We start from the raw sequence: 18,886 nt of genomic DNA on the forward strand, positions 1-18,886 counted from the left end.
AGTTTTTAGGAGATCGAACATGACTATCGAAGGCACGAAATCAGCCGGCTCGGCCGCTGTCGTCGACGCCATCTCGGCGTCGCATATCCTCTATCCGCATCAGCATTTTTCCCATCCCGACGAAGTGGTCGCTTCGCGGACGATGACGACCGCAGAAAAGCGCGCGATCCTCGCGTCCTGGGCGTCCGACCTCCACGCGGTCGAATCCTGTCCCGAGCTCCGCCACCCTCCGGGTGTCGCCTGCTCCATCCGCTACCAGGATATCCTCTCCGCCCTGAAGGCTCTCGACGGGCGGCAGAAGGCTCGCAAGCCTGTCTGCACCATGTTCGGATAGGGAGGGCGGAATGCGACAGAAAGCGTCACCGTCTCCATCCGCTCCAAGAGGCAACCCGATCACCGACAGGCTTGTTCTCGCGTCGAGATATTCGGAATGCCTGCGGCGGCTCTCGCGATCTGCAAAGCGGCTGCGCCACACCGATCTCGGCGAGAAGCTGATGGAGATCGCCTTATGCCTCGACCGGATGAGCGGCGACATCGCGATCGACGATGTGGGCATCGAAATCCTGAGACGCGCAGCACGCCTCATCGGCACGGTAGAAGCCCTGATCGACCGCAAGGCGAAGGCATCGATCCTGCATTGAACGCTCGATCCGAAGCGACTTCCTTCTTCCAGCGTCCGAAGCGATTTCTTTTGGGCCGCCGTTAATCGCCTTTGCCGGGTCTGAGCGGCTGCAAATTTCGATAATGGTTGCTTTTTCGCGGCGGAAACGCGAGCCTCGCATGCCCGTGCCGGGAGGCTTGGCTACGAACGGATGGACGGATGGACGAAGAACAGAAAAACGCGATGCGTGAGCGCTTCAAGGCTGCGATTCGCCACGCCGAAGGCATGATCCAATTGATCGATGAATACCGTTTCGCGTTCAAGGACGTGAACGACACGAGAAGCGACAAAGAGGTCATGGACGAACAGAAGCAAATGCATCTGCGTATGATCGAAAGTTACACCGCATACCTGGACACTCTCGATGGTCGAGACACCAAGCTGCGGTTCATCAGGATCGGCAATAACTAAACGGTAAAAAACTGCCTCGGCGAACCGCGCGGGTATGATCGTCGGCTTGCAAGGTGCGGTTCAGCGACGAGAGCGAAATGGGCGCCAGAAACTATCTGATCGAAGGCGTGTCGGGGACGGGCAAGACCTCCGTCGCCACGGAGCTGCAGCGGCGCGGCTACCATGTCGTCCACGGTGACCGGGAGCTCGCCTACCGGGGCGATCCGCACACCGGCGAGCCGCTGGATGGCTCCGCGCCTGAGTGGAGCGATGTCGCCTTTGCCCATAGGCACCATCTCTGGAATGTCGAAAAGGTCGCATCGCTGGCGGCCGACAAAAGCTACCCGGTCTCCTTCTTCTGCGGCGGCTCGCGGAATTTTAATCGCTTCATCCATCTCTTCGACCGGGTTTTCGTTCTCGATGTCGACCCGCAGACGCTGAAAAGACGGCTTGCCGGCAGAGGGGACGACGAGTTCGGCGGAAAACCGGCTGAACTCGATTTGGTCTTGCGCGTGCATGCGACGAAGGAAGACATCCCCGGGAACGCGACCATCGTCGACGCCACGCAACCGCTCGCCGCCGTTGTCGACGACATTCTGTCGAAATGCGCAGAGCCCGGCTGAAGGCAATCGAAAACCGCCCGAAACGAACGGGCCTGTGCTAATCTGCCGTCTCGGACGAACCGTGGGTGGCAGCGATGTTGGAAACGGACAAGATCTTCGCCGGCTCGATCCCGGAAAACTACGACCGCTATATGGTGCCGCTGATCTTCGAACCCTTCGCGGCAGATCTCGCGCGACGGGCGGCATCCTTCTCGCCTGACGCCGTCCTGGAAATCGCCGCCGGCACCGGGGTCGTCACCCGCGCATTGGCGCCAAAGCTCTCCCCCGGCGCAACTTATACCGTCACCGACCTCAACCAGCCGATGCTCGACTATGCTGCCGCGCGCCAGCCTCCCGACAGCCGCATCGAGTGGCGCCAGGCGGACGCTCTGGCGCTGCCGTTCGAAGACGCAGCCTTCGATCTCGTCTTCTGTCAGTTCGGCGTGATGTTCTTTCCCGACCGGATATCCGGTTACCGCGAGGCGAAACGGGTTTTGAAGCCCGGAGGGCATCTCCTGTTCAATGTCTGGGACCGCATCGAGGAAAATGTCTTTGCCAACGATGTCACGAATGCGCTGGCGGAGATGTTTCCGGACGACCCGCCGCGCTTTCTGGCGCGCACGCCGCACGGCTATCACGATACCGCCGTGATCCGCCGCGAAGTGGAAGAAGCGGGGTTTTCCGACGTGGCGATCGAGACGAGAAAAGAGCGGAGCCGGGCGCCCTCACCCCGTCTTCCCGCCCTTGCCTATTGCCAGGGAACGCTTCTTCGCAGCGAGATAGAGGCACGGGACGCCCAAAAGCTCGCGGCGGCGACCGATCACACTGCATCCGCGATTGCAGGCAGGCACGGCAGCCGCGAGGTCTCGGCAAAAATTCAGGCACATGTCATCGAAGCCGTGGCCTGAACCGATCGGTTCCCCTTGCGCAGCCGCGTTCTAATGGGCGGTATAGGCGCCATCCACGAGATAGTGGGCACCGGTGATGAAGCTTGCCTGTTCCGACAGCAGGAAGCAGACGAGATTTGCCACTTCGTCCGGTGTCCCGCGCCTGCCCATCGGCTGGAGCGAGGCCATGCGGCGCATGCTCGCCGTTTCGAGATGCTCAGCCAGGAGCGGCGTGTCGATCCAGCCCGGACCGACGGCATTTACCCGGATGCCGTATCGCGCATATTCCATTCCCGCCACCTTCGTCAGCCCGACGACGCCGTGCTTGGCGGCGGTATAGGCTGCCGCGGTCGGCAGTCCGACGGTGCCGAGCATCGAAGACATGTTGACGATGGCGCCTCCGCCCCGCTTCAGCATCGCGCCGATCTCGAATTTCATGCAATAGAAGACGCTGTTGAGGTTGACGTTCATCACTCTGTGCCAGTCGTCGAGCGGATAGTCTGCAACCGGCGACCGCACTCCGTCGACCCCGGCATTGTTGACGGCCAGATCCAGACCGCCGCATGTCTCGACGGTGAAGTCGACGAGGCTCTGCACGGATGCGGGATCCTTCACATCGACGACGAACGGGCGGGCACGGCCGCCCTCCTCGCGGATTGCAGCGGCCACCTTTTGCGCGGCATCGCCATTGAGATCGGCGACGACGACCTCGGCACCCTCGACAGAAAGTTGCCGGGCTACCGCAGCCCCGATCCCGGAACCTGCACCCGTCACGATGACGACTTTTCCTTCAAGGCAAAGTTTCATGGCTTCCATCCATTTCACTATGCTAATGTTCCTGCAAAAAGCATGATTCATGCAAGGGGGTCATGAATGGAGGCACACGATTTGAAGCTGCACATCTTATCCGCTTAACACGCGCATGACGGAAATTCGAACATCCCGGTTCATCGGCGCGCTGTTGATCGGCGTCGTCAAGACCAGGGGACGACTTGGCAGAACGACTTGAGCAGGTGGAAATGAACGGACGAGATGTTGAACGCCGGGGCTTCATTTTGGGCAGCCTCGCTCTCATGCTTTCGGGATGCAGCACCACGACGGATGGCCCGCCGCTCGGCTATCGCGTATTCGGCAGCGACCCGGACGTCGATCCCCGCTATCGGCGGCAGGAAGTCGCCTATTCGGGAGGCGAGCCGCCCGGAACCGTCGTCGTCGATACCGGGGCACGCTTTCTCTATTTCGTCGAGGCCGATGGCCTTGCCACGCGCTACGGTGTCGCCGTCGGCGAAGAAGGGCTGAGCTTCAAGGGCGAGGCGACCATCGGCCGCAAGGCCGAATGGCCATCCTGGAAGCCCACCGACGATATGATCGCCCGCAAGCCGCGCCTCGCCCAATATGCCGATGGTGTGCCTGGCGGACCGGGCAATCCGCTGGGTGCCGCCGCCCTCTACCTCTATCAGGGCGGACGGGACACCCTGTTCCGGCTGCACGGAACGAACGCTCCCTGGTCGATCGGCCACGCGGTTTCGAACGGCTGCATCCGCCTGACCAACGCAAACATCGTCGACCTCTACGCGCGAACGCGCGTCGGAACCCGCGTGGTGGTCATTTGATGGCATTTACCATGTGAAATTACGGGGTTGGTCACGCCGGTTAGTATCTGCTAATGTAGATTCGTTGCACGTTGCATCACTCCCGCACTGTTCACGGTGCTGAATATCGTCAAACTTCGAGGCGCAGCCTCTTACGGTCTGCGTCATGATGAGGAGAGGACTTGTTAATGAGCAGAATTCTATTCGTCATCCTCGCAGTACTTGCGGTGGCCAATCTGAGTGCCTGCGGGTCGATTGGTAAAGGCAAGGGGAAAGCTCCGCCGCCTGCGGAAACAGCCGTCTACAAGTAAGCTCGCATAATTCCCGGGAAGGGCTCGCTCAGCCCTTCCCTTTTTCTCGACATCCGAAACCGGCCAGGATTGATCCCCCTGCATTCAGGGCACAAGAATGGCATATCTGCCGGCGTCGCATCGCCGCTGGGCAGAGCTTGCATATGGAGCGTGGTGATGGCGCTTGGAAGAAGCCGCTTGTGGCTGGTTATTGCTGTGGCGTTTGTAGCGTCGTCGTGCCAGACGGAAGACAAAGGTCCCCAGCCGCGTTATACATCCGCCGGCCGAGATCTGACGAAAACCACTGCCCAGAATAGATCGGGCGGGCGTTTTATAGAATTCCGCTCCCGCTATGCGCTGACCTACGGTCACACCTACGTCGTCTTCGGCAGCGCGGACAAGAACGGAAGAATGATCAATCCCGAGGTTGCGGGACTTGCCCCGGCTTCGGAAGATGCGGCGCCTTACGTCATCGGCCACTTCATTCCCGTACCTGCGACGACGGGGGAAACGGACGGCGACCTCGAGGAGCAGTATCGCTCGGCAAGCTGGCGCGTGATGCTGACGGATGCCGAATATAACGATACGGTCGCCTATATCCGCAAGCTGCAGGCGCGAAGCCGTCTCTGGGAGGCGACGGTCTACAATTGCAACGCCTTCGTGGCGGATATCGCAAAGCACATGGGCTACAAGACACCAGGCATCTGGCTACGGCCGCAGCAATTCATTACAAGACTGCGGGAGATGAATACGTGAGGCTGGCATAGAGCTGCGGGCGTCCGTCCGGACGCACCAAGAGCGCTCTAACTCTCTCCAACCGTTGGCGATCGCGGAAGCCTGATCGTGGAAAGGTTCTGGTGCCGGCTTGAACGTGTCGGTCAATATCATTGGCGAGGCTGTCTGGGTCCTCGGAATTATCGCATGGTACGTTATTCGATACCCGTTCGAGCGTCGGGGAAAGCGCGTGCCTGTCGTCAGCAGTCGGCGCAGCCTGTCTGAAGGTGTCGCACTGGCCGCAGCGCTTGCCGGGCTTGCGATCGTGCCGGGATTTTACGTCGCGACGGGCATCCCGAGGGCAGCCGACCATCCCTTGCATCTCTGGGCCGTCGTCATCGGCGCCGCACTCTTCTGCCTCGCAATGTGGGTCTTCCGAAGAACCCACAAGCAACTCGGGCGAAACTGGTCCATCACCCTGGAAATCCGCCAGAAGCATGAATTGATATGCGCCGGGCCTTACGCCTATGTCCGCCACCCCATGTACACCTCGTTCCTCCTGATGGGGCTTGCGCAGGCTTTTCTGCTGCCGAACTGGGTGGCAGGCATGGCCGGGATCGTCGGTTTCGCCGTGCTGTTCTTTCTGCGCGTCGACAAGGAAGAGCGTATGATGCTCGATGTTTTCGGCCCGCAATACCGCGCCTATATGGACAGGACCAAACGCATCATCCCTTATCTGTATTAGGGTGCTGACGCTCGGACATTTTCGATCTCTGCGGGCGGAAAGACGAGGGGGAGGAATAAGATGAAGGGACGGGCAATCAGGCTTTCCGCGGCAAGGCGGCTGGTTGGAGATCTCATGAGATTTTCGATCGGCATACCGCGCGTAACCGTTCAGCGGCAGATGAACATCCGCCCCCTTCTCGATGCCAGGCGGATGTCCGATCCCCGACCCTCCTGGACCACACTTTTCCTGAAAGGATATGCCCTCCTCTCGAAGGAGGTTCCGGATCTGAGGCGTGCCTACATCAAATTTCCACGGCATCAGCTATACGAATATCCGGCAAGCGTGGCCTCCATTGCCCATGAGCGCGAATATGAAGGAGAGCGGATCGTTCTCCTGAGCACGATCAAGACCCCCGAAGACCGGTCCATCCCCGAACTGGAGACGCAGATCCGCGAAGCGAGGTCGCGCCCCGTCCTGGAGATCAAGGAATTTCGCCGCTCGCTGAAGCTTGCCCGTGCCCCTGCTTTGCTCAGATGGTCGCTCATGTGGCTCGGGCTCAATCTGGGGCGAAAACGGGCGCGCTATTTCGGCACCTTCCAGCTGTCGGTCTATTCCGGCCTCGGGGCGGAATCCCTCAATCCTCTCAGCCCCTTGACCACGCTCATGAACTACGGCCCGATCGACGAGAACGGATCGGTGACCGTCCGCATCCACTATGACCACAGGGTCATGGATGGGGCGAGCATCGCCCGGGCATTGGAGCGGTTCGAGACTATCCTGAACGGCGCAGTTGTCGACGAGATGCGGGAGCTCCACCGGAAGGCAGCGCCCACCGGCGCGTCACCCACCGGCGCGTCGATTGCAGGAATGTCTCGATGATATCAGAGCAGTTCCAGCGAAGGCGAGGTGCGGTTTTGCGTGCGGAATTGCGGGAAAACAACGAAACAGGGATCCGCCCGGCCGTCGTCGTTCTTGGCGCCTCCCGGGGCATCGGGCGGGCGATTGCGAGGGTCGCGGCGCGCGAGCGCAACACCGTCGTGCTCGTGGCTCGCTCCCCGGACGAGCTTGCGGCGGCGGCCGCCGAGGTGGAAGAGGCCGGCGGAGAGGCTTTCGCGATCGAACTCGACCTCATGGCGCAAGACGCATCGTCGCGCCTCGAAGCCTTTCTGGCCGAGAACGGCCTGGTCTGTGACGTCCTTGTCAACAGTGCCGGCTACGGGCTGCGCGGCGCAGCAACGTCGCTGCCATCGGAGGATCAGCTCGGGATCATCGATCTCAACATACGGGCGCTTGCAGACATGAGCCTTCGCTTCCTGCCGGGAATGGTCGCCCGCCGGCGCGGCGGGGTGCTCAATCTCGGCTCAATCGCGGGTTTTGCGCCCGGGCCGTATATGGCCTTCTACTATGCCAGCAAGAGTTTCGTACACTCGTTTTCGGCTGCTCTTCATGAGGAAGTCCGCCGCTTCGGCGTCACCGTGACATGCGTGGCACCGGGGCCGGTATCGACCGATTTTCTTGAAAAATCCGGCGCCGATCGCGCCGCGCTCTTCAAGGTATTGCCCAAGCTGAAGGCGGATTACGTCGCCGAGCGAGCGTGGCGTGGCTTCAAGTCCGGGCGCAGCCTCGTCGTTCCCGGCTTCTCCGCGAAGCTGACCGCTTTTATCGCCAGGGTCCTGCCATCGGCGGCTGCCCTGCGGCTGATCGGCCGGGTCCAGCGCCGAAGCAGGGATCCGAGCCCGCACGGCTCACGCACGAGTGCCAAATAAAGCTGCGATCACGGCAGCGGCACGCCAGCGAAGTCATCTAAGCGGCAGCGCCAGCCTATATCACTGCCCTTCCTCCTTGCGGACAAAGACCTGCTTTGAACTCTCCGCATCGTCGCCTTGCGACGCCTCGTGCTTGATGCGCAGCCACCAGTCCGTGCTGAGATGCGGCGCCGTCAACCGCCCCTCGTGAGGCGCCGGCTTCAGGACTTCGTTTTGCCGGCGGCTGCCCTTTTGCGACCCGCCATCATCGGCGCAGGCCATGCTCACGGCAGAAGCAAGAGCAGCGCCGGTGACGAGCGCTCTCCAGGCATGTCGTCCGATGCTTGGCGTGACGTGCTGGTTTCTCATCAGCCCATTCAGCCAGAATATTAGCTTTTACGGAAGTACAAAACGCGGAATGGTCGGCACCAAACGCAAATATAACGGCGGCTCGCGCACCCGATCTCACACAGATCGGGAAAGGCCTTCGCAATGCATACATTCATTCGATTGACTGAAATCGCCGGCTCTGCTATATATGAGCCATGACTGATGAACAAACCCAACCGAACCGCGCCGAGATCACCCGCGAAAAGCTGCTGTCCGCCGCGCTCGATGTCTTCGGCCGCTACGGCTTCGACGGGGCTTCGACACGCCAGCTGAGCGAGGCTGCCGGCGTCAACCTGCAGGCCATCCCCTATTATTTCGGCGGCAAGGAAGGCCTCTATGTCGCGACCGCGGAATATCTGGTCTCCCGCATCGAGCGCCATATCGGCGGCCTGCGGCAGCGGATCGGCGCCCATCTCGGGGAACTCGCTGCTACCGGAGAGGCGCTCAGCGAAGAGGAGGCGCGGCGTTTCCTGACGGAGATGGCAACGGCCATGGTCACCCTTTTCGTCAGCAAGGAATCCGAGCCCTGGGCGCGCTTCATCATCCGCGAGCAGATGGAGCCGACCGAGGCCTTCGCAAGGGTCTATCAGGGCCTGATGGGTCCGATGATCGGCATGGCGCGGCAGATGATCGGCACCATCCTGCGCGAAGACCCGGCTTGCGAGCATGTGCGGCTGCGCACGCTGGCCTTCATCGGCAACATCATGATCTTCCGCGTCGCCCACGCCGCCGTTCTTGCCCAGATGGAATGGCAGTCGGTCGGCCCGGGCCAGCTTCAGGCCCTGCGCAATCTCGTTGCAGAACTTGTCGGCCAGTTGCAGCAGGCGAAAGGAAACAGCCGATGAGACGGATCATTCCCCTTGCCATTCTCATTCTCATTGCGGCAGGCGCCGCCGCCTGGTGGTACGGGCTGCCTCAGAAGTTCGGCTGGCTGCCCGAGCGCACACGAGAATTCGCGCTCTACGGCAATGTCGATATCCGCCAGGTCTCTCTCGGCTTTCGCGTCAATGGCCGGCTTGCCTCGCTTGCCGTCGATGAGGGCGATATGGTCAAGAGCGGCGACGTGCTGGGTACGCTCGACGCAGCACCCTTCGAAGCGGCCGTCGCTTCGGCTGAGGCCAATGTCGCCGCCCTGCAGGCAACGCTCGACAAGCTGAAGGCCGGTCCGCGCCCGACGGAGATCGCCCAGGCAGAGGCCGCCCATGATGAAAGCCTTGCCGCGCTGCGCAATGCCAACATCGCCTATGACCGCGCCCGCCAGCTTCGCCCCCAGGGCACGATCTCGGAGGCCAGCCTCGATCAGGCGACCGCCAACCGCTCGATGGCGGCAGCCCGTGCGGAATCATCCGAACAAGCGCTGAAACTCCTGCAGGAGGGCAGCCGCGTGGAAGACATTGCCAATGCCGAAGCGCAGTTGAAAGCCGCGCAATCCTCGCTCACCTCCGCCCGCATCTCGCTTGCCGATGCCGAGCTGCGCGCGCCTGATGACGGCGTCATCCTCTCCCGCGTGCGCGAACCCGGCGCCATCGTTTCGCCTGCCGATACCGTTTATGTGCTCTCGCTGACGCAGCCGGTCTGGGTGCGCAGCTATGTGGCCGAAGGCGATCTCGGTCGCCTGCATCCCGGCATGAAGGTCCAGGTGACCTCGGATACGCAAGCCGACAAGCCCTATGACGGTACTGTTGGATTCATCTCGCCGGTGGCCGAATTCACGCCGAAATCGGTCGAGACGCCGCAATTGCGCACCGATCTTGTCTATCGCCTGCGCATCGTCATCGACAAGCCCGGCCAGGACTTGCGCCAGGGCATGCCGGTTACCGTGCGCTTTCCCGCGCTGGCCGCGCGATGAGCCCGTCCCCCGCCAAAACGGATGAGGTGCTGGTCCGGCTTACCGACGTGAGCAAGCGCTTCGGCGATGGCCCGGCTGCACTCGACGCCGTCTCCGGCGAGGTCAAGGGTGGCGCCATCACCGGCCTCGTTGGCCCCGACGGAGCCGGCAAGACGACCCTGATCCGGCTGATGACCGGCCTGATGCTGCCCGATGGCGGCACGGTCGAAGTGCTGGGCTTTAATACGCAGAAGAACCCCGCCGGCATCCAGGCGGCGATAGGCTACATGCCGCAGCGCTTCGGCCTCTATGAGGATCTGTCGGTTCAGGAAAATCTCGATCTCTATGCCGATCTGCGCGGCCTGCCGAAAGGCGAGCGCGCAGCCGCCTTCGAGGAACTCCTGACCTTCACCGATCTCAAGCGCTTCACGACGCGGCTTGCAGGCAAGCTCTCGGGCGGCATGAAACAGAAGCTCGGCCTTGCCTGCGCACTCTTGAAGAAGCCGCGCCTGCTGCTGCTCGACGAGCCGGGCGTCGGCGTCGATCCGATCTCGCGCCGCGATCTCTGGAAAATGGTCGAGAACCTGACGCAGGAAGGCATCGGCGTTCTCTGGTCGACCGCCTATCTGGATGAAGCCGAGGCCTGCGATCATGTTCTGCTGCTCAACCAGGGCAAGCTGCTCTTTTCCGGCAAGCCGCATGACCTGACCGGCCGCGTGGAAGATCGCGTCTTCAAGGTATCGGGCGTGACAGGCCGCAGGCGGCAGGTGTTGGCCGAACTCCTGCAGACGAAAGGCGTCATCGACGGCGTCATCCAGGGCGATGCCATCCGCCTCGTTGCCGGCAAGGACGAGTCCCCCGATATCGGCGGCGCCGGCAACGGGGCAAAGCTCACCCCCGCCCCTCCCCGCTTCGAGGATGCCTTCGTCGACATGCTGCGCGGTGGTCCCGGCGGGCGTTCGAAACTCGCCGAAGCGCAGGGGCCGCCGAGCGAGATGGGCAACCGGCCCGTCATCGAGGCGCATGGCCTGACCAAGCGCTTCGGGGAGTTCACCGCCGCCGACAAGATCACCTTCGATATCAGCCGCGGCGAGATCTTCGGCCTGCTCGGCCCCAACGGCGCCGGCAAATCCACCACTTTCAAGATGCTCTGCGGCCTGTTGAAGCCGACGGAGGGCGAAGGCCGTGTTGCCGGTTTCGATCTGCGCAAGGATGCAGCCGAAGCCCGCAACCAGCTCGGCTACATGGCGCAGAAATTTTCGCTCTACGGCGATCTCACCGTCATGCAGAACCTCGAATTCTTCGCCGGCGTCTACGGCCTCTCAGGCAGCCGGCGGCGCGAGCGCATCGAGCTGATGACCGAGATCTTCGACTTCGCCCGCCACGCGCGCCACTCGGCCAAGGACCTGCCGCTCGGCCTGAAACAGCGCCTGGCGCTCGCCTGCGCCGTCATGCACGAGCCGCGCGCCCTCTTCCTCGACGAACCCACGTCAGGCGTTGATCCGATCACCCGTCGCGAATTCTGGACCCATATCAACGCGCTCGTCGAAAAAGGCGTGACCGTGCTGGTGACGACGCATTTCATGGACGAGGCCGAATATTGCGACCGCATCTCGCTGATCTATCGCGGCCGCTCGATTGCGCTTGGCTCCCCCGACGAACTGAAGGCCCGTGTCGCGACGAAAGAACAGCCCGACCCGACGATGGAGGATGCCTTCATCGCCCTCGTCCAGGAGTCGGAAAAGGAACAGGACTCGAAAGCGGAGGAAGCCGCATGAGCACCTCCTCCCGCAGCCGCCGCTTCATCGCCCTCGTGCGCAAGGAAAGCTATCAGGCGATCCGCGACCCCAGCACCATTCTCATCGCCTTCGTGCTGCCGCTGATCCTGCTCTTCCTCTTCGGCTACGGCGTGTCGCTCGATACGACCCGTACCCGCATCGGCCTCGTCCTGGAGCAGGCAACGCCGCTGACGCAGGATCTTGCGGCAAGCTTCCAGGCCTCGCGCTACTTCTCCGTCACCGTCGGGCGCGACCGGCGCATGTTCGAAGACGATCTCGTACTCGGCAATGTGCGCGGCATCGTCGTCATATCAGCCGATTTCGCGACCGATTATGCCGCCGGCAATCACCCGCAAATCCAGGTTCTCGTCGAGGGGTCAGACCCCAACACCGCCAATTTCGTGCAGAACTACGTACAGGGTGCAGTCGCCAATTGGGAGCGGCAGCGGCTATCCGAAACGATTGCGGCGGGACCGCCCATCGCCATCGAGCAACGTTTCTGGTTCAATCCGGAGCTGACCAGCCGCAACTTCCTCGTCCCCGGCTCCATCGCCATCGTCATGACGCTGGTCGGCACGCTCTTGACCTCGCTCGTCGTCGCCCGGGAATGGGAGCGCGGCACGATGGAGGCGATGATGGCGACACCGGTGACGGCGGCCGAGCTGCTGGCCGGCAAGATCCTGCCCTATTTCATCCTCGGCCTTGCCTCGATGACACTCTGCGTGCTGCTCGCGGTCTTCCTGTTCGGCGTGCCGTTCCGCGGCTCGGTCGCAGCCCTCTATGCGCTCTCTGCCGCCTTCCTGATCCCGGCGCTCGGCCAGGGCCTCTTGATCTCGACGGCAACCAAGAACCAGTTCCTCGCCTCGCAGCTGGCATTGATCTCCGCCTTCCTGCCGGCCTTCTTGCTGTCGGGCTTTCTCTTCGAGATCAATTCGATGCCTCGGATCATCCAGTGGATCACCATCATCGTGCCCGCCCGCTATCTGATCCCCAGTCTGCAGACGGTGTTTCTGGCCGGCGACATCTGGCCGATGTTTGCCCGCGCGATCGCCGTCATGCTTGCTATCGGCGGCATCATGTTCGTGCTGGCTGCCCGCAGCACGAGAAAAAGGATCGGCTGAGATGTGGTGGACCCGGCTTCGTGCTCTCATCGTCAAGGAACTGCTCGCCGTGCTGCGCGACCCGCGGGGACGCTTCGTGCTGATCGGGCCGCCCATCATGCAGCTTCTTATCTTCTCCTATGCGGCGACGCTCGAGGTGCGCAATGTCGATGTCATTGTGCTGAACCGCGACAGCGGCCATTGGGGACAGGAGCTGATCGAGCGCATTCAGGGCTCCCCGACATTCCGGCACATCGAGACTGCCGGGAATCAGAGCGACATCCGCGAGGCGATCGACGGCCAGTCGGCAATTGCGGCAATCGAGATCGGCCCGGATTTCTCCCGCAACATCGAGTCGGGCATTCCGGCCGACCTGCAGATCATCCTCGACGGACGCCGCTCCAACGCCTCGCAGATCGTTTCCGGCTATCTGACCCAGATCGGCATGACGCTCTCGGCCGAAACGCCGGCCGGCCGGCGCGCCATGGCGAAAACGGTGGCGACCGTGCCGCGCAACTGGTTCAACGCCAACCTCACCTATCAATGGTTCATGGTGCCGAACCTGATCGCCAGCATCGCGCTTCTGATCGGCCTCATCGTCACGGCCCTCTCCATCGCCCGCGAACGGGAACTCGGCACCTTCGACCAGCTGATGGTCTCGCCGCTGCGTGTCCACGAGATCCTGATCGGCAAACTCATTCCGCCTGTCATGATCGGCCTCTTCCACATGACACTCTATGTGCTGGCGGCGATCTTCATCTTCGGCGTGCCGTTGCGCGGCTCGCTTTTCCTGCTTTACGGCAGCTCGATCTTCTATCTGGGTTCGGTAGCGGGCCTCGGTCTCTTCATCTCGGCGCTCTCGATGACACAGCAGCAGGCGATCCTCGGCGCCTTCCTGTTCATGGTGCCGGCCATGCTGCTCTCGGGTTTCGCAACCCCGATCGAGAACATGCCGGGCTGGCTGCAGCCGGTGACTGTTATCAATCCGCTGCGCTATTTCCTCATCATCGTCAAAGGCGTCTTCCTGAAAGATATCCCCGCTTCCGAGGTGCTGAACCAGACCGTTCCGCTGGCATTGATCGCCTGCGCGACGCTAGGTTCTGCCGCCTGGCTGTTCCGCCGCAGGCTTGAATAGGCCTCACGCACTATGACTTCAGTTGCCAAAGCGTGACTCCTGAAATCAGGAACATCGAATCGCCAGGCCCGTTACCTCAACGCAAACCAAGGCAGTTCCGAGCAGATATGTGACGCGGTTCCGCGTCCGGAATTGCTTGAAAAGCAAAGAGTTAGAGCATTTCCGTCTTTCCTCGAAAAACGCAAATGCTCTCAGAGTCAAGGAGAAGCAAAATGTACAAGATCATTCTTGTGTCCGGCGCGCTGGCGCTCTCGTCGCTCGCCACGAATGCGATGGCCGATGGAGCCGTCACCGGTGCTGCCGGCGGCGCAATCACCGGCGCAATCGTGGGCGGTCCCGTGGGTGCTGCAATTGGCGGCGTAGCAGGCGGTGTCGCCGGTGCAGTGGTCGACCCGCCGCCGCGCGAGGTCGTAACCTACGTCCAGCAGCAGCCGGCCCCGCCGTCATCGGTGGTGGTCCAGCAGCCGATCGTCGTCGGCAAGCCGCTCCCGGCCGAAGTCCAGGTGATCCCGGTGCCGGATAATCCGCGCTACGCCTATACGGTCATCAACAACCGCCACGTGATCGTCGAACCGCAGACCCATCGTGTGGTTCAGGTGATCGAGTAATGCTGTTGGCCCCGCTTTTGCGGGGCCTTCAGTTTATGGATGCGGGTACAACTGCTGATTTTCGTCATGCTAGGGCTTGTCCCGAGCATCTAAGCCGTAGCCTTATCATCAACGTCAGCAGATCCTCGGCACAGGGCCGAGGATGACGTAGAGCAAGCGGTGAAGCCTGCAGGCCGCTCTTATCCACGATTCCTGAGCGCTTCCGCCTGCGCATAGAACTTCTTTTCCCATTCCTTGTGATTATCGAGCCCCTCGCGAATGAACGGCGTGAAGATCGCAAGATTGAGCAAGATCCAGTTGATCAGCCGCGCCGGAAATTTCAGCGGCTTGACGAAATCGATGAACAGGACGACGCGCGTCTTGTCCGTGTGGTTCCAGGCTTCGTGCTCATAGGCGTCGTCGAAGATCAGCGCCTTGCCTTCCTGCCAGTGGCAGATCTGGTCCTTGACGCGAATGGCCAACTTGTCGGCCGGCTCCGGCACCATCATGCCGAGATGCAGGCGCAGCACGCCATTATAAGGACCGCGATGGGCCGGCAGATGTTTGCCGGGCTCGAAGATCGAAAACATCGCCGTCTTCAGACCGGGAATCTTTTGCACCGCCTTCCAGGTTTCCGGGCAAGCGCTGATGTTCTGCTCCGACTTCACGCCGAAACCAACGAGGAAGAAGGTCTTCCAGCGGTTATCCTTGGAGATGGTCTGCACGTCGGTGGAGATTTCCTGAAAGCTCGGCAGCTCGCTCTGGCGCACCAGCACGCGGTCGAGTTCGGCGCGGATCTCAGGCCATGCCTTCTCGACCTCCTTCGCCCAGGGGAAGACCTCGATGTCGTAGACCGGCGGATTGCCGAGTTTTGCATATTTGAAGTTCAGGCGCTCTGCCCAGGCGACGATGCCCATGAAGAAACGCGTTATCGCGCTCGGCCGGTCCATGGGGGCAATGCCGGCGGTGGCAAAGTCTTGCGTGTTGGGGCTGGATTTTTCGGGAAGAGGCGTATTGGCGATACCGTCAGTCATGTGTTTTCCGTTGCGGACTAGAGCAATTCCCAACAAAAGTGCACAGCGGTTTTGCATCCGGAATTGCGTCAAAACGAAGAAAAGAGCGCTTCCGTGTTTTGAAGAAACGGAAAATGCTCTGGGAATGACATAGCTTTCCGCGCAGGAACCGACATGCCGGTATCGCGTTGGCCATTGAGCAAATATGGATAGTGCCGGGCGTGGCTCAAGTACACTTAAGTACAGGTTTTAGCGATCAATTGCCGCATGTTACCGCCGCCCGAAGGGCGCGGTAACAATCTCGAAGAAACGTCCACGAGAATATCAGACTTTCAGTTCGCGGCGGTCGCGCTCGGTGACCATGGCAAGGTCGAGCACTTTCTGCAGGTTTGCGGCGTGACGGAAGTTCGGATCGAGCTGCACGCCCGTTGCGACAGCCTCGGCAAAGCGCTGATAATTGGTTGGAACCGGCGGCACGTCGACCGGCTTCCAGGTCGCCGTTTCTACGTCGTCGCCGAGGCAACCGTGGAGTTCCGAACCGCTCGGACGGTGGATGACTTCGAGACTGCCCTTCTCGCCGTAGATGCGCAGCTTCAGCTCGTTGAGATGCCCGGTCGCCCAGCGGCTGGCATGGATGACCCCGAGCGCGCCATTGGCGAAATCGACCGACATTGTGAAGCTGTCATTGGCGTCGAGCATATATTCGCCGATCTGGCCGCCCGGCGCCTTGTTGAAGGTCTTCAGCCGCGCAAAGACATGGTCGATGTCGGTCGCCGCGCCATAGGCGGCGAAATCGAGGATATGGATACCGACATCGCCGAGCACACCGTTCGAACCGTGACCGGTCGACAAGCGCCACAGCCAGGTGGATTCCGTGCGCCAGTCGCCCCAGGCGCGCGATACCAGCCAGCTCTGCAGATAGGAAGCTTCCACATGCTTGATCGTACCGAGTTCGCCTGACAGCACCATCTCGCGGGCGCGCTGTAGCGGCGCGACGTTGCGATAGGTGAGGTTGACCATGTTGATGACGCCGGCCTTTTCAGCCGCTTCCGTCATCTCCAGAGCCTTCGGATAATTTTCCGCCAGCGGCTTTTCGCAAAGCACATGCTTGCCGGCCGCGATCAGCGCCATGGTGGTCGGATAATGGATTCGGTCAGGCGTGATATTCGTCGCCGCATCGAACTCCCCCCAGGCGATCGCCTCCTCCAGCGTCAGAAACCGCTTCTCGATATTGAACTTATCGGCAAAGGCGGCCAGCCGGTCGGAATCGGTATCGACGGCGCCGACCACGGTTACGCCCTCCATATTCGCGAAATGGGCGAGCTGGTTTTTCGCCATCACGCCCGTACCAAGAACGAGTAGTCGCATGGATGCTCCTCAGCGGTAACCGGCTTCGCCGGCCTGATGCAGTCTCGGGCCGCGTTCGACGATCGGCTCCAGTGCTTTTTCTACCGGCACATTTGGAGCATCGCTGATGCTCTTCAATGCACCCTCGGGGTTATAGGCCCACTTCACGCCGTTGATCAGCACCTTCTGCACGTTGGCATCGTGATAGGTCGGGTAGGTTTCGTGACCGGGACGGAAATAGAAGATGTTGCCGGCACCGCGCCGCCAGGTCAGGCCCGAGCGGAAGACTTCACCGCCCTGGAACCAGGAGATGAAGACAGTCTCCAGCGGTTCCGGCACGGAGAACTGCTCGCCGTACATTTCCTCGTTTTCCAGCTCGAAATGTTCGCCGATACCGGCGGCGATCGGGTGGCGCTGGTTGATTGTCCAGAGCCGCTCGCGCTCGCCCGCCTCGCGCCATTTCAGCGCGCAGGGCGTGCCCATCAGCCGCTTGAAGATCTTCGAGAAATGGCCGGAATGCAGCACCAAGAGGCCCATGCCTTCCCAGACCCGCTTGGCGACGCGCTCGACGACGACATCGGAGACCCCACCATGATCCTTGTGCCCCCACCAGGTCAGAACGTCGGTCTCGGCAAGCCGAGCTTCGGTGAGGCCATGCTCGGGCTCCTGCAGCGTCGCAGTGGTCGCCGAAATCGCCGGATCGGTGTTCAGCGCCTTGGCGATCGTGGTGTGCATGCCTTCAGGGTAGATGCCCCGGACGATCTCATTGGTTGTCTCATGGATGTTTTCACCCCAGACGATGGTGCGAATGGCCATTGCGATGCTCCTGTAGAACCTCTGGATTGCGCGACAGGCGGGAAGAAAGGGATTTAAGGCGCGTTGGAAAGATGACCAGCCAAATCAGTCTCTCCTCGATGTCAGAGGAAGACATAGACCTTTGTCGGTATTTTGACAGAGGGCTTTTACCTGCACCATGCGAAGGAAAAGCCCCTTTCCGATCAATGGGAAACGGTCTTGGAGAACAGGTTGACGACGACCACGCCCGAGATGATGAGGCCGAGACCGATAATGGCCGGCGTATCCAGCCGCTGCTTGAAAAACACGAGGCCGACGGAGGAAATGAGCACAATTCCCAAAGCACTCCAGATCGCATAGGCGATACCAACAGGGATATGCTTCAGCGTCAGCGACAGGCAATAGAAGGCAGCCCCATAGCAGGCGATGACGAGCGCCGTCGGCCCGAGACGGGTGAACTGCTGGGAAAGCTGAAGTGCGGTCGTGCCGATCACCTCAAGCACGATGGCTGCAACGAGCAACCCATAGACGACAGCCGGGTTCATTGCCGTATTCCTTCTTAATCTACTTGTGGGTCAGCTCGATGAGGCGGGCGATCAGCTCTCGCCTCAGAGCGCCGCTGATATCATGGCTTTCCAGCGTATCTGCCAACCACAGACCGTCGGCGGCAAAACGCACGATCAGCGTATCGAGCGCGGAGTCGGTGCCGATATATTCCTCGGCCCTTTCCGCCACCCATTGGCGCCATCGCAGGCGCAGCCGGGGTTCGGCAAGAAGCGCTATCGTCACCTGCGTCCAGCTTCTGGAATCGTCGGGACGATCCTTCAGCCCGGACACCGCCTGGAGATAGGCGCGCGAGAAACGGCCCTGTGGCAACGGATCGGCACGCATCAGCTGGTCTATCTCGGCGTCGAACTTTTCCAGCAGGCTTTCGAACAGGGCGTCCAGCAGCGCGTTCTTCGTCGGGAAGTGATGCAGCAGCCCGCCCTTGCTGACACCTGACGCGACCGAGACCGCATCGAGCGTGACAGCGCTCATGCCTTGCTCACCGGCAAGACGCGCGGCGACCTCCAGCAACTGCTGGCGCACGAGCACGGGCTGTTTCTTGCGATGATGAGCGTTCGACATGAATGACAAAGATACCGTCCGGACGGTTTTTGTCAAGAAGAATCGATTGAAGGCCCTGCCTCACAAAGGATTATGAGCGAAATGCCGCGGTGTTTTGATGACAGTTGCGATGATTTTCGATCGGGTGCATTGAGAACTTCGGCCGGAACGTGTGAGCGGCTTTCGGGTAATCCGATG

General features: G+C 61.3%; 24 protein-coding genes. 17 read left to right on the top strand and 7 right to left on the bottom strand.

What is annotated here, in order from left to right; all coding sequences use genetic code 11:
• Positions 1 to 19: 19 nt before the first annotated feature.
• The 5 genes from FHT78_RS05550 to FHT78_RS05570 all read left to right on the top strand — a co-directional run bounded on the left by FHT78_RS05550 (position 20) and on the right by FHT78_RS05570 (position 2,561).
• Positions 20 to 334 (top strand): hypothetical protein, encoded by a 315-nt coding sequence (locus tag FHT78_RS05550; RefSeq protein WP_183741403.1) that lies wholly within the window; start codon positions 20 to 22, stop codon positions 332 to 334.
• Between the two features lie 10 nt (positions 335 to 344).
• Positions 345 to 641: a hypothetical protein gene (locus FHT78_RS05555; RefSeq protein ID WP_183741405.1), complete on the top strand. Its 297-nt coding sequence runs from the start codon at positions 345 to 347 to the stop codon at positions 639 to 641.
• A gap of 179 nt (positions 642 to 820) precedes the next feature.
• The gene (locus FHT78_RS05560; RefSeq protein WP_183741407.1) at positions 821 to 1,072 is read left to right on the top strand and encodes a hypothetical protein; all 252 of its coding nucleotides are present in this window, start codon (positions 821 to 823) and stop codon (positions 1,070 to 1,072) included.
• 77 nt (positions 1,073 to 1,149) lie between these two features.
• Positions 1,150 to 1,674: an AAA family ATPase gene (locus FHT78_RS05565; protein ID WP_183741410.1), complete on the top strand. Its 525-nt coding sequence runs from the start codon at positions 1,150 to 1,152 to the stop codon at positions 1,672 to 1,674.
• A 74-nt stretch (positions 1,675 to 1,748) separates the two neighbouring features.
• Positions 1,749 to 2,561 (top strand): class I SAM-dependent methyltransferase, encoded by an 813-nt coding sequence (locus tag FHT78_RS05570; protein ID WP_183741412.1) that lies wholly within the window; start codon positions 1,749 to 1,751, stop codon positions 2,559 to 2,561.
• 30 nt (positions 2,562 to 2,591) lie between these two features.
• Here FHT78_RS05570 and FHT78_RS05575 read toward each other — a convergent pair whose 3' ends face one another.
• On the bottom strand, positions 2,592 to 3,347 hold the full coding sequence (locus FHT78_RS05575) for a glucose 1-dehydrogenase (RefSeq protein WP_183741414.1): 756 nt from the start codon (positions 3,345 to 3,347) through the stop codon (positions 2,592 to 2,594).
• 212 nt (positions 3,348 to 3,559) lie between these two features.
• Here FHT78_RS05575 and FHT78_RS05580 point away from each other — a divergent pair, with 212 nt between their 5' ends.
• The 6 genes from FHT78_RS05580 (at position 3,560) to FHT78_RS05600 (ending at position 7,629) form a co-directional block, all read left to right on the top strand.
• Positions 3,560 to 4,153: a L,D-transpeptidase gene (locus tag FHT78_RS05580; RefSeq protein WP_183741864.1), complete on the top strand. Its 594-nt coding sequence runs from the start codon at positions 3,560 to 3,562 to the stop codon at positions 4,151 to 4,153.
• Between the two features lie 167 nt (positions 4,154 to 4,320).
• Positions 4,321 to 4,443 (top strand): ABC transporter, encoded by a 123-nt coding sequence (locus FHT78_RS29260; RefSeq protein ID WP_220337921.1) that lies wholly within the window; start codon positions 4,321 to 4,323, stop codon positions 4,441 to 4,443.
• A gap of 156 nt (positions 4,444 to 4,599) precedes the next feature.
• Entirely contained in the window at positions 4,600 to 5,178 is a 579-nt protein-coding gene (locus tag FHT78_RS05585) for a hypothetical protein (protein ID WP_183741416.1), read from the top strand.
• Between the two features lie 115 nt (positions 5,179 to 5,293).
• Positions 5,294 to 5,881, top strand: coding sequence for a protein-S-isoprenylcysteine O-methyltransferase (locus FHT78_RS05590; RefSeq protein ID WP_183741418.1), 588 nt, complete (start codon positions 5,294 to 5,296; stop codon positions 5,879 to 5,881).
• A gap of 60 nt (positions 5,882 to 5,941) precedes the next feature.
• On the top strand, positions 5,942 to 6,742 hold the full coding sequence (locus FHT78_RS05595) for a hypothetical protein (RefSeq protein WP_183741420.1): 801 nt from the start codon (positions 5,942 to 5,944) through the stop codon (positions 6,740 to 6,742).
• A gap of 47 nt (positions 6,743 to 6,789) precedes the next feature.
• On the top strand, positions 6,790 to 7,629 hold the full coding sequence (locus FHT78_RS05600; protein WP_183741865.1) for an SDR family oxidoreductase: 840 nt from the start codon (positions 6,790 to 6,792) through the stop codon (positions 7,627 to 7,629).
• Between the two features lie 60 nt (positions 7,630 to 7,689).
• Here the strand turns inward: FHT78_RS05600 and FHT78_RS05605 are convergent, their stop codons facing one another.
• The gene (locus tag FHT78_RS05605; RefSeq protein ID WP_183741423.1) at positions 7,690 to 7,977 is read right to left on the bottom strand and encodes a hypothetical protein; all 288 of its coding nucleotides are present in this window, start codon (positions 7,975 to 7,977) and stop codon (positions 7,690 to 7,692) included.
• A 176-nt stretch (positions 7,978 to 8,153) separates the two neighbouring features.
• On the opposite strand from FHT78_RS05605, the gene FHT78_RS05610 reads away from it, so the two are divergent.
• From FHT78_RS05610 to FHT78_RS05635, 6 genes are all read left to right on the top strand, one after another.
• Positions 8,154 to 8,843, top strand: coding sequence for a CerR family C-terminal domain-containing protein (locus tag FHT78_RS05610; RefSeq protein ID WP_183741425.1), 690 nt, complete (start codon positions 8,154 to 8,156; stop codon positions 8,841 to 8,843).
• Entirely contained in the window at positions 8,840 to 9,847 is a 1,008-nt protein-coding gene (hlyD, locus tag FHT78_RS05615; protein WP_183741427.1) for a secretion protein HlyD, read from the top strand. The genes FHT78_RS05610 and hlyD overlap by 4 nt, the downstream gene beginning before the upstream one ends.
• Entirely contained in the window at positions 9,844 to 11,604 is a 1,761-nt protein-coding gene (locus FHT78_RS05620; protein WP_183741429.1) for an ATP-binding cassette domain-containing protein, read from the top strand. The genes hlyD and FHT78_RS05620 overlap by 4 nt, the downstream gene beginning before the upstream one ends.
• A complete protein-coding gene (locus FHT78_RS05625) occupies positions 11,601 to 12,725 on the top strand; it encodes an ABC transporter permease (protein WP_183741432.1) in 1,125 nt (374 codons plus the stop codon). The genes FHT78_RS05620 and FHT78_RS05625 overlap by 4 nt, the downstream gene beginning before the upstream one ends.
• Position 12,726: 1 nt before the next feature.
• Entirely contained in the window at positions 12,727 to 13,839 is a 1,113-nt protein-coding gene (locus FHT78_RS05630) for an ABC transporter permease (RefSeq protein WP_183741433.1), read from the top strand.
• Positions 13,840 to 14,051: 212 nt separating this feature from the next.
• On the top strand, positions 14,052 to 14,447 hold the full coding sequence (locus FHT78_RS05635; protein ID WP_183741435.1) for a DUF1236 domain-containing protein: 396 nt from the start codon (positions 14,052 to 14,054) through the stop codon (positions 14,445 to 14,447).
• 179 nt (positions 14,448 to 14,626) lie between these two features.
• Here FHT78_RS05635 and FHT78_RS05640 read toward each other — a convergent pair whose 3' ends face one another.
• The 5 genes from FHT78_RS05640 to FHT78_RS05660 all read right to left on the bottom strand — a co-directional run bounded on the left by FHT78_RS05640 (position 14,627) and on the right by FHT78_RS05660 (position 18,709).
• On the bottom strand, positions 14,627 to 15,460 hold the full coding sequence (locus FHT78_RS05640) for an aspartyl/asparaginyl beta-hydroxylase domain-containing protein (RefSeq protein ID WP_183741437.1): 834 nt from the start codon (positions 15,458 to 15,460) through the stop codon (positions 14,627 to 14,629).
• Positions 15,461 to 15,763: 303 nt separating this feature from the next.
• Complete coding sequence (locus FHT78_RS05645) at positions 15,764 to 16,807, bottom strand: Gfo/Idh/MocA family oxidoreductase (protein WP_183741440.1); 1,044 nt, start codon at positions 16,805 to 16,807, stop codon at positions 15,764 to 15,766.
• 9 nt (positions 16,808 to 16,816) lie between these two features.
• Positions 16,817 to 17,602 carry a ThuA domain-containing protein gene (locus tag FHT78_RS05650; RefSeq protein WP_183741442.1) on the bottom strand — a complete coding sequence of 262 codons (786 nt, stop codon included), beginning with the start codon at positions 17,600 to 17,602 and terminating at the stop codon, positions 16,817 to 16,819.
• A gap of 182 nt (positions 17,603 to 17,784) precedes the next feature.
• On the bottom strand, positions 17,785 to 18,126 hold the full coding sequence (locus tag FHT78_RS05655; protein WP_183741444.1) for an SMR family transporter: 342 nt from the start codon (positions 18,124 to 18,126) through the stop codon (positions 17,785 to 17,787).
• Positions 18,127 to 18,145: 19 nt separating this feature from the next.
• Entirely contained in the window at positions 18,146 to 18,709 is a 564-nt protein-coding gene (locus FHT78_RS05660; RefSeq protein WP_183741866.1) for a TetR/AcrR family transcriptional regulator, read from the bottom strand.
• Positions 18,710 to 18,886 lie beyond the last annotated feature (177 nt).

The sequence above is a fragment of the Rhizobium sp. BK196 genome, from assembly GCF_014193255.1.
In the GTDB taxonomy this organism is placed as follows: domain Bacteria; phylum Pseudomonadota; class Alphaproteobacteria; order Rhizobiales; family Rhizobiaceae; genus Rhizobium.

Bases quoted from the DNA above. Each gene is read 5' to 3' on its own strand.
- FHT78_RS05550 (WP_183741403.1), top strand. From the start codon at position 20: ATGACTATCGAAGGCACGAAATCAGCCGGCTCGGCCGCTGTCGTCGAC.
- FHT78_RS05555 (WP_183741405.1), top strand. From the start codon at position 345: ATGCGACAGAAAGCGTCACCGTCTCCATCCGCTCCAAGAGGCAACCCG.
- FHT78_RS05560 (WP_183741407.1), top strand. From the start codon at position 821: ATGGACGAAGAACAGAAAAACGCGATGCGTGAGCGCTTCAAGGCTGCG.
- FHT78_RS05565 (WP_183741410.1), top strand. From the start codon at position 1,150: ATGGGCGCCAGAAACTATCTGATCGAAGGCGTGTCGGGGACGGGCAAG.
- FHT78_RS05570 (WP_183741412.1), top strand. From the start codon at position 1,749: ATGTTGGAAACGGACAAGATCTTCGCCGGCTCGATCCCGGAAAACTAC.
- FHT78_RS05575 (WP_183741414.1), bottom strand. From the start codon at position 3,347: ATGAAACTTTGCCTTGAAGGAAAAGTCGTCATCGTGACGGGTGCAGGT.
- FHT78_RS05580 (WP_183741864.1), top strand. From the start codon at position 3,560: ATGAACGGACGAGATGTTGAACGCCGGGGCTTCATTTTGGGCAGCCTC.
- FHT78_RS29260 (WP_220337921.1), top strand. From the start codon at position 4,321: ATGAGCAGAATTCTATTCGTCATCCTCGCAGTACTTGCGGTGGCCAAT.
- FHT78_RS05585 (WP_183741416.1), top strand. From the start codon at position 4,600: ATGGCGCTTGGAAGAAGCCGCTTGTGGCTGGTTATTGCTGTGGCGTTT.
- FHT78_RS05595 (WP_183741420.1), top strand. From the start codon at position 5,942: ATGAAGGGACGGGCAATCAGGCTTTCCGCGGCAAGGCGGCTGGTTGGA.
- FHT78_RS05605 (WP_183741423.1), bottom strand. From the start codon at position 7,977: ATGAGAAACCAGCACGTCACGCCAAGCATCGGACGACATGCCTGGAGA.
- FHT78_RS05610 (WP_183741425.1), top strand. From the start codon at position 8,154: ATGACTGATGAACAAACCCAACCGAACCGCGCCGAGATCACCCGCGAA.
- hlyD (WP_183741427.1), top strand. From the start codon at position 8,840: ATGAGACGGATCATTCCCCTTGCCATTCTCATTCTCATTGCGGCAGGC.
- FHT78_RS05620 (WP_183741429.1), top strand. From the start codon at position 9,844: ATGAGCCCGTCCCCCGCCAAAACGGATGAGGTGCTGGTCCGGCTTACC.
- FHT78_RS05625 (WP_183741432.1), top strand. From the start codon at position 11,601: ATGAGCACCTCCTCCCGCAGCCGCCGCTTCATCGCCCTCGTGCGCAAG.
- FHT78_RS05630 (WP_183741433.1), top strand. From the start codon at position 12,727: ATGTGGTGGACCCGGCTTCGTGCTCTCATCGTCAAGGAACTGCTCGCC.
- FHT78_RS05635 (WP_183741435.1), top strand. From the start codon at position 14,052: ATGTACAAGATCATTCTTGTGTCCGGCGCGCTGGCGCTCTCGTCGCTC.
- FHT78_RS05640 (WP_183741437.1), bottom strand. From the start codon at position 15,460: ATGACTGACGGTATCGCCAATACGCCTCTTCCCGAAAAATCCAGCCCC.
- FHT78_RS05645 (WP_183741440.1), bottom strand. From the start codon at position 16,807: ATGCGACTACTCGTTCTTGGTACGGGCGTGATGGCGAAAAACCAGCTC.
- FHT78_RS05650 (WP_183741442.1), bottom strand. From the start codon at position 17,602: ATGGCCATTCGCACCATCGTCTGGGGTGAAAACATCCATGAGACAACC.
- FHT78_RS05655 (WP_183741444.1), bottom strand. From the start codon at position 18,126: ATGAACCCGGCTGTCGTCTATGGGTTGCTCGTTGCAGCCATCGTGCTT.
- FHT78_RS05660 (WP_183741866.1), bottom strand. From the start codon at position 18,709: ATGTCGAACGCTCATCATCGCAAGAAACAGCCCGTGCTCGTGCGCCAG.